This is a genomic window from Streptomyces sp. NPDC047515 (genome assembly GCF_040643055.1).
Classification (GTDB): domain Bacteria; phylum Actinomycetota; class Actinomycetes; order Streptomycetales; family Streptomycetaceae; genus Streptomyces.
Map to the genome: position 1 here is coordinate 110,840 of NZ_JBEYTM010000022.1, position 9,376 is coordinate 120,215.

A 9,376-nucleotide genomic window follows, 5' to 3' on the forward strand; every position below is an offset into this window, starting at 1 on the left:
CACGCTCAGCGCCGAGCATGCCCGCCGGTCTGTCCCCGGCCGGGCGTAGGCTCGACCTTGGGTACGAATCGGCACAACGCTTAAGGAATCTCTGATGGAGCTCGGTCTCGTCGGCCTCGGCAAGATGGGCGGCAACATGCGCGAGCGCATCCGCCGCGCAGGCCACACCGTCATCGGTTACGACCGCAACCCGGACGTCTCGGATGTCCAGAGCCTCGAAGAGCTTGTGGGCAAGCTGAAGGGCCCGCGGGTCATCTGGGTGATGGTTCCGGCCGGTGCCCCGACCCAGGCCACCATCGACGAGCTGGCGGGGCTCCTCTCGCCCGGTGACATCGTCGTGGACGGCGGGAATTCCCGCTGGACGGACGACGAGAAGCACGCGGTCGAGCTCGGCATCAAGGGCATCGGCTTCGTGGACTGCGGAGTCTCCGGCGGTGTCTGGGGCCTGGAGAACGGCTACGCGCTGATGTACGGCGGCGACGCCGAGAACGTGGCGAAGGTCCAGCCGATCTTCGACGCGCTGAAGCCCGAGGGCGACTTCGGTTCCGTCCACGCGGGCAAGGTCGGCGCCGGCCACTTCGCGAAGATGGTCCACAACGGCATCGAGTACGCCATGATGCAGGCCTACGCCGAGGGCTGGGAGCTCCTGGAGAAGGTCGACTCCGTCACCGATGTGCGCGAGGTCTTCCGCTCCTGGCAGGAGGGCACGGTCATCCGTTCCTGGCTGCTCGACCTGGCGGTCAACGCGCTGGACGACGACGAGCACCTCGACAAGCTCCGTGGTTTCGCCGCCGACTCCGGTGAGGGCCGCTGGACGGTGGAGGCCGCGATCGACAACGCGGTGCCGCTGCCCGCGATCACGGCATCGCTCTTCGCGCGTTTCGCCTCGCGTCAGGACGACTCCCCGCAGATGAAGATGATCGCCGCGCTGCGCAACCAGTTCGGTGGTCACGCGGTCGAGAACAAGAAGTAGCCGCAACGAGGAGCGGGCCGGGCCAGAGCGTCCGACCCGTCCTACGGAGCACGGAGCAGGAAGCCGGGAAGGTCGGCGTACACCCATGCATGTCACGCATCTCTCGCTGGCCGACTTCCGCTCGTACGCCCGGGTCGAGGTACCTCTCGATCCGGGCGTCACCGCTTTCGTGGGGGCCAACGGCCAGGGCAAGACGAACCTGGTGGAGGCCGTCGGCTATCTCGCGACGCTCGGCAGCCATCGGGTCTCCTCCGATGCGCCACTGGTTCGGATGGGTGCGGACCGAGCCGTCATCCGAGCCGCTGTCACACAGGGCGAGCGTTCGCAGCTGGTCGAGCTGGAGCTCAACCCGGGCAAGGCCAATCGGGCCCGGATCAATAGATCGTCGCAGGTCAAGCCGCGTGATGTGCTGGGGATCGTGCGTACGGTGCTGTTCGCCCCGGAGGATCTGGCGCTCGTCAAGGGGGATCCCGGGGAGCGTCGGCGCTTTCTCGACGAGCTGATCACCGCGCGTTCGCCGCGGATGGCGGGTGTGCGTTCGGACTACGAGCGGGTGCTGAAGCAGCGCAACACCTTGCTGAAGTCGGCGGCGATGGCGCGCAGGCACGGTGGCCGGTCGATGGATCTCTCCACGCTCGATGTGTGGGACCAGCACCTGGGCCGGGTCGGCGCGGAGCTGCTGGCGCAGCGCCTGGATCTGATCGCGACTCTGCAGCCGCTGGCCGACAAGGCGTACGCGGATGTGGCGCCCGGTGGTGGTCCGGTGGCGTTGGAGTACCGGAGTTCGGTCGGCGCGGGGGTGGATGCGGCGCGTACCCGTGAGGAACTGTTCGAGCAGCTGATCGCGGCCCTGGCGGAGGTCCGTAAGCAGGAGATCGAGCGGGGTGTGACGTTGGTCGGCCCGCACCGCGACGATCTGTTGCTGGGGCTGCGCGGCATGCCCGCCAAGGGATATGCGAGCCATGGCGAGTCCTGGTCGTACGCGTTGGCGCTGCGGCTGGCCTCGTACGAGCTGTTGCGCGGTGAGGGCAACGAACCGGTGCTGGTGCTGGACGACGTCTTCGCCGAGCTGGACGCACGTCGTCGTGAGCGGTTGGCGGAGTTGGTGGCTCCGGGTGAGCAGGTGCTGGTGACGGCGGCGGTGGACGACGACGTTCCCGGGGTTCTGGCGGGGACGCGGTACGCGGTGTCCGCGGGTGAGGTGGGGCGGCTGTGAGCGGCCGGGGTGAGGCGTCCGGGCAGCCGGCGGAGGCTCGGCCGGGGGAGGCTCGGCCGGGGGACGGCGGGCAGCCGGAGCCGTCGGGTGTCGATCTGGCGCGGGTGGCGTTGCGGGCGGCGAAGGAGCAGGCGCGGGCGCGTGGTGCTGCCGCGCAGCAGAAGAAGCAGGCCAGGCGGGGTGGTGGGCTGCGTTCGGGGGCGCGGGCGGACGGGCGTGATCCGCTGCCGCTGGGTGCGGCGATCAATCGCCTGATCACTGAGCGTGGCTGGGAGACGCCTGCGGCGGTGGGCGGGGTGATGGGGCGCTGGCCGCAGATCGTCGGCGCGGATCTGGCCAATCACTGTGTGCCGTTGCGGTATGACGAGGATCCGGACGAGCGGGTGCTGACGGTGCAGTGCGATTCGACGGCGTGGGCGACGCAGCTGCGGTTGCTGGCGCCTCAGCTGGTGGCCCGGCTGAACGCGGATCTGGGGCAGGGCACGGTCAGGTTGATCAAGGTGTTGGGGCCGGGGGGCCCGCAGCGCAGGTTCGGTCCCTTGCGGGCGCCGGGGAGCACGGGGCCCGGCGATACGTACGGCTGAGAGCCTGTCGGGCGGCCTTCGATCGGACAGCGGACGCGGTCTGGTGCGTGCGGTTCCAAGGCGCCGGGATGTCCTCGGACGGGGTCTCCCCTGCTCGAACGAAGCTGAGAGCTCGGGGATGGAGCTACCAGGGCATTTCGGCAACGCGGGAGGGGGTCCCCCCTGGCCCTCAAGGCCTTGGGGGAGTGCGTGCCAGGGCGCGGCCGCCCGATCAGAGGCCACCCGACAGGCTCTGAGCGTGTCAGCTGGGCTTCTTCTCGTTCCTGAGCGCGGTGGGGCGGTGTTCCGGGTGGCGCCCGGGCCCTGTCCGGGCTGCTCGGTGGGGCTGTCCGTCGCATCCGAGTTGTACCGGTATGCGGTGGTTGTCACCGGACGGGGAGAGCGGAGCGTCCCTCACGGTAGCGAGAGGTTGACAGGTCGAAGCGCTCAATGCCCGCTTGAGCGTCTTGGGGGCCCTTCCTGAATATGGGGAGTCGTCAGGCGCTGGTTCAGGGCGGCACATGCGTACTCAGGTACCGGCAAACCCCCATTCGGGTCGGCGCTACCGGTAGACTGGTGTGCAATCCCGCGTCTTGCGGGATTCGTCGATACAAGCCGAACGACGCAGCCGCTCCCGCCTGCCCGGAGAACGGCCTGTGCTGTGCCAGAAAGGGCGCTTCGTGGCCGATTCCGGCAACCCCAACGAGAACATTCCGTCCAACCCCGGTGAGAGCAGCGTTGCTCCCGCCCCGGGCGAGGTGAAAGCGTCGTACGACGCCAGCGCGATCACCGTGCTCGAGGGCCTGGACGCGGTCCGCAAGCGACCTGGCATGTACATCGGCTCGACCGGTGAGCGCGGTCTCCACCACCTCGTGCAAGAGGTTGTCGACAACTCGGTCGACGAGGCCATGGCCGGGCACGCGGACACCATCGACGTCACGATCCTCGCCGACGGGGGGGTGCGCGTGGTCGACAACGGCCGCGGTATCCCGGTCGGCATCGTGCCGTCCGAAGGCAAGCCGGCCGTCGAGGTCGTGCTCACCGTCCTGCACGCGGGCGGAAAGTTCGGCGGCGGCGGTTACGCCGTCTCCGGTGGTCTGCACGGCGTCGGTGTGTCCGTCGTCAATGCCCTGTCCACACGGGTCTCCGTCGAGGTCAAGACGGACGGCTACCGCTGGACCCAGGACTACAAGTTCGGCGTCCCCACGGCCGCGCTGGCCCGTAACGAGGCCACCGACGAGTCGGGCACGACCGTCACCTTCTGGGCCGACGGTGACATCTTCGAGACGACCGAGTACTCCTTCGAGACGCTCTCGCGGCGCTTCCAGGAGATGGCCTTCCTCAACAAGGGCCTTACCCTCAAGCTGACCGACGAGCGGGAGTCGGCGAAGGCGACGGCGGGCGCGGACAGCGCGGAGGCGGTCGACGTCCCCGAGGAGGAGATGACCCGCTCGGTCACGTACCACTACGAGAACGGCATCGTCGACTTCGTCAGGTACCTCAACTCCCGCAAGGGCGATGTCATTCACCAGTCGGTGATCGACATCGAGGCCGAGGACAAGGACCGTCTCCTCTCGGTCGAGATCGCCATGCAGTGGAACACGCAGTACAGCGAGGGCGTCTACTCCTTCGCCAACGCGATCCACACGCACGAGGGCGGTACGCACGAGGAGGGCTTCCGTGCGGCGCTGACCTCGCTGGTCAACCGGTACGCGCGCGACAAGAAGCTGCTGCGCGAGAAGGACGACAACCTCACCGGTGAGGACGTCCGCGAGGGTCTGACGGCGATCATCTCGGTGAAGCTGGGCGAGCCGCAGTTCGAGGGCCAGACGAAGACCAAGCTGGGCAACACGGAGGCCAAGACCTTCGTGCAGAAGGTCGTCCACGAGCAGTTGACGGACTGGTTCGACCGGAACCCGAACGAAGCCGCCGACATCATCCGCAAGGGCATCGCCGCCTCGACCGCCCGCGTGGCGGCCCGCAAGGCGCGTGACCTGACCCGTCGCAAGGGGCTCCTGGAGAGCGCCTCGCTGCCGGGCAAGCTGAGCGACTGCCAGTCCAACGACCCGACGAAGTGCGAGATCTTCATCGTCGAGGGTGACTCCGCCGGTGGTTCGGCGAAGTCCGGCCGTAACCCGATGTACCAGGCCATCCTGCCGATCCGCGGCAAGATCCTGAACGTCGAGAAGGCCCGGGTCGACAAGATCCTGCAGAACACCGAGGTCCAGGCGCTGATCTCGGCCTTCGGCACCGGGGTCCACGAGGACTTCGACATCGAGAAGCTCCGCTATCACAAGATCATTCTGATGGCGGACGCCGATGTCGACGGCCAGCACATCAACACCCTGCTGCTGACGTTCCTCTTCCGCTTCATGCGGCCGCTGGTCGAGGCCGGGCACGTCTACCTCTCCCGCCCGCCGCTCTACAAGATCAAGTGGGGCCGGGACGACTTCGAGTACGCGTACTCGGACCGTGAGCGCGACGCTCTCGTGGAGCTCGGCAAGCAGAACGGCAAGCGGATCAAGGAAGACTCGATCCAGCGCTTCAAGGGTCTCGGCGAGATGAACGCCGAGGAGCTGCGTGTCACCACGATGGACGTCGACCACCGGGTGCTCGGCCAGGTCACGCTCGACGACGCGGCGCAGGCTGACGACCTGTTCTCGGTGCTGATGGGCGAGGACGTCGAGGCACGGCGCTCGTTCATCCAGCGCAACGCCAAGGACGTCCGCTTCCTCGACATCTGAGTCGGCCGTACAAGCAAGCCGCAGCGCGAAAGGACTTTGACCAGCAATGGCCGACGAGAACACCCCTGCCCCCGTGACGCCCGAAGAGGTCCCGCCCGTCGAGGGCGTGGGCATGCGTGTCGAGCCCGTCGGGCTCGAGACGGAGATGCAGCGCTCCTACCTCGACTACGCGATGTCCGTCATCGTCTCGCGTGCCCTGCCCGACGTGCGGGACGGCCTCAAGCCCGTCCACCGCCGGGTGCTGTACGCGATGTACGACGGCGGCTACCGGCCCGAGAAGGGCTTCTACAAGTGCGCCCGCGTCGTCGGTGACGTCATGGGTACGTACCACCCGCACGGCGACTCCTCGATCTACGACGCCCTGGTCCGCCTGGCGCAGCACTGGTCGATGCGCATGCCGCTGGTGGACTCCAACGGCAACTTCGGTTCCCCGGGCAACGACCCGGCCGCCGCCATGCGGTACACCGAGTGCAAGATGATGCCGCTGTCCATGGAGATGGTCCGGGACATCGACGAGGAGACCGTCGACTTCCAGGACAACTACGACGGCCGCAACCAGGAGCCGACGGTCCTGCCGGCGCGCTTCCCGAACCTGCTGGTCAACGGTTCCGCGGGGATCGCGGTCGGCATGGCGACCAACATCCCGCCGCACAACCTGCGCGAGGTCGCGGCCGGCGCCCAGTGGTACCTGGAGCACCCGGAGGCCTCGCAGGAGGAGCTCCTGGACGCGCTGATCGAGCGGATCAAGGGCCCGGACTTCCCGACGGGCGCGCTCGTCGTGGGCCGCAAGGGCATCGAGGAGGCGTACCGCACCGGCCGCGGCTCGATCACGATGCGCGCGGTCGTCGCGGTCGAGGAGATCCAGAACCGGCAGTGCCTGGTCGTCACGGAGCTTCCGTACCAGACCAACCCGGACAACCTCGCGCAGAAGATCGCCGACCTGGTGAAGGACGGCAAGATCGGCGGGATCGCCGACGTCCGCGACGAGACCTCGTCCCGCACCGGTCAGCGCCTGGTCGTCGTCCTGAAGCGCGACGCGGTCGCCAAGGTCGTGCTGAACAACCTCTACAAGCACACCGATCTGCAGACCAACTTCGGCGCCAACATGCTGGCGCTGGTCGACGGTGTGCCGCGCACCCTCTCCATCGACGCGTTCATCCGTCACTGGGTGACGCACCAGATCGAGGTCATCGTCCGGCGTACGCGGTTCCGGCTGCGCAAGGCGGAGGAGCGGGCCCACATCCTGCGTGGTCTGCTCAAGGCGCTGGACGCGATCGACGAGGTCATCGCCCTCATCCGGCGCAGCCAGACGGTCGAGGTGGCGCGTGAGGGCCTGATGGGCCTGCTGGAGATCGACGAGATCCAGGCGAACGCGATCCTGGAGATGCAGCTGCGCCGGCTGGCCGCGCTGGAGCACCAGAAGATCACGGCCGAGCACGACGAGCTCCAGGCGAAGATCAACGAGTACAACGCGATCCTGGTGTCGCCGGAGCGCCAGCGGCAGATCGTCAGCGAGGAACTGGGCGCGATCGTCGATAAGTTCGGCGACGACCGGCGTTCCAAGCTGGTGCCCTTCGACGGTGACATGTCCATCGAGGACCTGATCGCCGAGGAGGACATCGTCGTCACGATCTCGCGCGGCGGCTATGTGAAGCGTACGAAGACGGACGACTACCGCTCGCAGAAACGCGGCGGCAAAGGCGTGCGGGGCACGAAGCTCAAGGAAGACGACATCGTCGACCACTTCTTCGTGTCCACGACGCACCACTGGCTGCTGTTCTTCACGAACAAGGGCCGGGTGTACCGGGCGAAGGCGTACGAGCTCCCGGACGCTGGCCGTGACGCCCGTGGCCAGCACGTCGCCAACCTGCTGGCCTTCCAGCCGGACGAGCGGATCGCGCAGATCCTGGCGATCCGTGACTACGAGGCCGCGCCGTATCTGATCCTGGCCACGAAGGGCGGTCTCGTGAAGAAGACCGCGCTGAAGGACTACGACTCCCCGCGGTCCGGTGGTGTCATCGCCATCAACCTCCGGGAGATGGACAACGGCGCCGAAGGCACAGCCGACGAGCTGATCGGTGCGGAGCTGGTGTCGGCCGAGGACGATCTGCTGCTCATCAGCAAGAAGGCCCAGTCGATCAGGTTCACCGCGACGGACGATGCGCTGCGCCCGATGGGTCGTGCCACTTCGGGTGTGAAGGGCATGAGTTTCCGCGAAGGCGACGAACTGCTCTCGATGAATGTTGTCCGGCCGGGTACGTTCGTGTTCACTGCCACCGACGGTGGGTACGCGAAGCGGACTCCCGTCGACGAGTACCGCGTTCAGGGTCGTGGCGGCCTGGGCATCAAGGCCGCCAAGATCGTGGAGGACCGGGGCTCGCTGGTCGGCGCGCTGGTGGTCGAGGAGTCGGACGAGATCCTCGCCATCACGCTCGGCGGTGGTGTGATTCGTACGCGAGTCAATGAAGTCAGGGAGACGGGCCGTGACACCATGGGCGTTCAACTGATCAATCTGGGCAAGCGCGATGCCGTCGTCGGTATCGCCCGCAACGCCGAAGCCGGCCGTGAGGCCGAAGAGGTCGAGGGGTCCGAGGACGCCGAGGCCGCGACGGCGGAGGCTGCCGAGAGCACGGTCGAGGGCAATGCCGAAGGCACGTCGCCTTCGGCCGGGGAGCACGAGGAGTAGAGCGTGAGTGGAGCCACGGGCGCCGGTTCGGCCGCTTCCGGAGCTGGAGCGAACGGTGCCCGTGGCCCTGCCACGGACTCCCAGGGGGGCACTGTGACGGACACCCGGGGGCCTCAGCCCCAGTACGAGGGTTACGCGACCGGGCCGTTGCCCGGTGAGCGCGAGCCCGCACCGGGGCAGGCGAGCGGGCCGTACCACCCGCCGCAGGCGTATCCCTCGCCCGCGGGCGGGGCCCAGGGCGGCCGGCCGCACGGCACGCAGGGCGTCAGCGCCGCGCAGGCGGCCCGGCGGCCCCGGACAGGGGCGCGGACGACTCCGCGTACCCGTAAGGCGCGTCTGCGGGTGGCCAAGGCCGATCCGTGGTCGGTGATGAAGGTGAGCTTCCTGCTCTCCATCGCGCTCGGCATCTGCACGGTGGTGGCGGCCGCGGTGCTGTGGATGGTGATGGACGCGATGGGCGTCTTCACCACCGTGGGCGGCACGATCAGCGAGGCCACCGGCTCGAACGAGAACAACGGCTTCGATCTTCAGTCGTTCCTGTCGCTTCCGCGGGTCCTCATCTTCACCTCGGTCATCGCGGTGATCGACGTGGTGCTGGCGACCGCGCTGGCGACGCTGGGCTCCTTCATCTACAACCTGTCGGCGGGTTTCGTGGGTGGCATCGAGCTCACCCTGGCCGAGGACGAGTAGGGCTCCGGGTATCGATTTTGGGACTGGCCCCGACGTGCGCTAATCTTCAGAAGTCAGCGCGCAGCGCGGCGGGGCTATAGCTCAGTTGGTTAGAGCGCATCCCTGATAAGGATGAGGCCACAGGTTCAAATCCTGTTAGCCCCACAGTGACAGCAGAAGGCCCGGTATCTCTTCGGAGACACCGGGCCTTCTGCGTGTGATCGGTGCGACGGGCTTCCCCGGTGCTCCGCGCTCCCGGTTGTGTGAGCGCGAAGGGTCAAGGGAGCACGGGCTGAGGACGTGGCCCCTGGGCGGTCGGGTGCAGGGGCGGCGTCGGCCTCCGGGGCCGGGGTGCGTATGCGCGGGGTGCGTATGCGGGGGGTGCCTCTATGTCGTTCGTCAATCCCGCGCTGTCGGTTTTGGGGGTGTGGGTCCCATTCATGCGGCGAGGGTGACGGTGGGGGTTCGGGACTCGTAGAAGGTGCCGTCGCGGAGCATCGCGAACAGGACGCTGATGCGCTGGCG

Annotated in this window: 6 protein-coding genes and 1 tRNA gene; all 7 read left to right on the forward strand. The window is 67.9% G+C overall.

The window, feature by feature from the left end:
* Positions 1-94: 94 nt before the first annotated feature.
* The 7 genes from gnd to ABZ826_RS20045 all read left to right on the forward strand — a co-directional run bounded on the left by gnd (position 95) and on the right by ABZ826_RS20045 (position 9,016).
* The gene (gene gnd / locus ABZ826_RS20015; protein WP_361449644.1) at positions 95-973 is read left to right on the forward strand and encodes a phosphogluconate dehydrogenase (NAD(+)-dependent, decarboxylating); all 879 of its coding nucleotides are present in this window, start codon (positions 95-97) and stop codon (positions 971-973) included.
* A gap of 85 nt (positions 974-1,058) precedes the next feature.
* Complete coding sequence (recF, locus tag ABZ826_RS20020; RefSeq protein WP_361449647.1) at positions 1,059-2,189, forward strand: DNA replication/repair protein RecF; 1,131 nt, start codon at positions 1,059-1,061, stop codon at positions 2,187-2,189.
* Positions 2,186-2,773, forward strand: a complete 588-nt coding sequence (locus ABZ826_RS20025; RefSeq protein ID WP_361449650.1) for a DciA family protein — start codon at positions 2,186-2,188, stop codon at positions 2,771-2,773. Before recF ends, ABZ826_RS20025 begins: the two co-directional genes overlap by 4 nt.
* A 635-nt stretch (positions 2,774-3,408) precedes the next feature.
* On the forward strand, positions 3,409-5,496 hold the full coding sequence (gyrB, locus tag ABZ826_RS20030) for a DNA topoisomerase (ATP-hydrolyzing) subunit B (protein ID WP_361449652.1): 2,088 nt from the start codon (positions 3,409-3,411) through the stop codon (positions 5,494-5,496).
* A 46-nt stretch (positions 5,497-5,542) separates the two neighbouring features.
* Positions 5,543-8,182, forward strand: a complete 2,640-nt coding sequence (gene gyrA / locus ABZ826_RS20035; protein ID WP_361449655.1) for a DNA gyrase subunit A — start codon at positions 5,543-5,545, stop codon at positions 8,180-8,182.
* 93 nt (positions 8,183-8,275) lie between these two features.
* The gene (locus ABZ826_RS20040; RefSeq protein WP_361449658.1) at positions 8,276-8,872 is read left to right on the forward strand and encodes a DUF3566 domain-containing protein; all 597 of its coding nucleotides are present in this window, start codon (positions 8,276-8,278) and stop codon (positions 8,870-8,872) included.
* Between the two features lie 70 nt (positions 8,873-8,942).
* Positions 8,943-9,016: transfer RNA gene (locus ABZ826_RS20045), tRNA-Ile, on the forward strand.
* Positions 9,017-9,376 lie beyond the last annotated feature (360 nt).

Coding starts and splice junctions, on each gene's coding strand:
- gnd (WP_361449644.1), top strand. CDS start 95: ATGGAGCTCGGTCTCGTCGGCCTCGGCAAGATGGGCGGCAACATGCGC.
- recF (WP_361449647.1), top strand. CDS start 1,059: ATGCATGTCACGCATCTCTCGCTGGCCGACTTCCGCTCGTACGCCCGG.
- gyrA (WP_361449655.1), top strand. CDS start 5,543: ATGGCCGACGAGAACACCCCTGCCCCCGTGACGCCCGAAGAGGTCCCG.